General features: G+C 60.9%; 2 protein-coding genes. One reads left to right on the top strand and one right to left on the bottom strand.

Annotation, left to right across the window (positions count from 1 at the left end):
- On the top strand, positions 1 to 781 hold a 781-nt coding region (locus DBR24_RS31635; protein WP_256591312.1), incomplete at its 5' end, for an ATP-binding protein.
- Here the strand turns inward: DBR24_RS31635 and DBR24_RS06825 are convergent.
- Positions 778 to 1814: aldose 1-epimerase family protein (locus tag DBR24_RS06825; protein ID WP_128614298.1), on the bottom strand; the 1037-nt coding region annotated here is incomplete at its 5' end. The two genes, DBR24_RS31635 and DBR24_RS06825, sit on opposite strands and share 4 nt — an antisense overlap.

Genomic DNA, 1814 nt, shown 5'->3' with positions numbered 1-1814 from the left:
GTCTGAATGCGAAGCACTGGAAGTGGCGGCGATTCAATCGGTCGCCAGCGGCGTGCCGCTGACCCATTGGCCGCAACGTCCTTTTCGCCAGCCGCACCATTCCGCATCCGGGCCGGCGCTGGTCGGTGGCAGCTCGAAACCACAACCCGGCGAGATCACCCTCGCCCACCACGGCGTGCTGTTTCTCGACGAACTGCCGGAGTTTGATCGCAAGGTTCTGGAGGTTTTGCGGGAGCCTTTGGAGTCCGGGCATATCGTCATCGCCCGGGCCAAGGATCGCGTGCGCTTTCCTGCGCGCTTCCAGTTGGTGGCGGCGATGAATCCGTGTCCCTGTGGATATCTTGGCGAGCCGAGCGGCAAGTGTTCCTGTACGCCGGACATGGTGCAGCGCTATCGCAACAAACTGTCGGGGCCATTGCTGGATCGGATTGATCTGCACCTGACAGTGGCGCGAGAGGCGACGGCGCTGAGTCCGACAATGAAACCGGGAGAGGACAGTGCCAGTGCGGCAGCCGTGGTGGCCGAGGCCCGGGAGCGCCAGCAAAAGCGTCAGCATTGTGCCAATGCGTTTCTCGATCTGCCGGGATTGAAGCGGCACTGCAAGTTATCCACAGCCGATGAGAAATGGCTGGAATCAGCCTGTGAACGACTGACGCTATCGCTGCGCTCAGCGCATCGCCTGCTCAAAGTCGCCCGGACACTGGCCGACCTTGAGCAAGTCGATGCAATCAAGCGTGAGCACTTGGCCGAGGCGCTGCAATACCGGCCGGCGACACCTTAATGTTCGGTCAAATCAACCAAAGGCTTCTGCCGCACTTCGGTTTCACGCCCGGCCTGAATCTCGGTCACGCGCTTCAAGGCGTTATCCACAGCGCCCTTGTCCGCCAACAGGCTGTAGCTGATCTGGAACTGTTGGCTGGCCTTTGGCGCAATGGTCGGCACCAGATTCAGCGGACGCTGATAGCGGCGGTTGTAGGAAAAACTGGTGCCCGGCTCAAGGCCTGTGACATAGCCCTGCCCTTGGGTATCGGTATTTTTCCACAGGGAAAAGACCGGCAACTGCTGCGTGTTGAAGCCAACAGAGATGCCGAGGCTGCCGGCCTTGTTGTGCAAAACGGCCAGGGTTTCGCCTTTGTCGTCGGCGTAGGGCACAACGTTGTAAACCGTTTCATCGTAGTCCTTGGTCGGCCCACGATAGGTCTGCCAGTCGGCCAACTCGGCTTTGGCCTTGTCGTTGAACGGCGAGACCTGTTTTACCGGTGCGGCAAAACGTGCGCCCTGCTCGAGGAACGGCGTACTGAAATTGCTGTGATACAGCGCCTGGTATTCCTTCGGATAATCGCCGTTGTTGGTCAGCGTGTCATTGAGGGCGAAACGCGCAGTGCCGGGTTCGGTGACCAGCTCGGTGACGACCGAGAAATCGACTTTCTTGAACGCCTGCTCCTTCAGCTCGCCGCGCAGGCTGATGGCGTAGGGCGGCTTTTCGTCGATGTGCAGGGTGACGCTGCTGGCCGGGATGTTGGCGGCTCGCCCGTGCAGGGTCAGCAGCTCGCCATTGTCCATGCCGGGATGGCCGACCCATTCGTAACCGCAGCGGGTGACCAGTTCATTGAAACCTTCCAGCCAGCCCAGCCCGCCGCGCCCGTTGAGCTCGATGAAGGCCGGGTTGACCACTTCCTTGACCGGCGAGTCCCATCCCATGCGCACGTTGCCGACCGAGGCCTGCAACACATTCATGCCCCGGGTCGGCACCACGGACAGTTTCATCGTGCCGTTATCAATATCCACGATGCTGACCCCTTCCTGCCGCCCAC

The sequence above is a fragment of the Pseudomonas sp. HMWF006 genome, assembly GCF_003061205.1.
Lineage (GTDB): Bacteria > Pseudomonadota > Gammaproteobacteria > Pseudomonadales > Pseudomonadaceae > Aquipseudomonas > Aquipseudomonas monsensis.
Note: the sequence above shows the minus strand (reverse complement) of the source record. Positions and strands in the feature narration are given on the sequence as shown.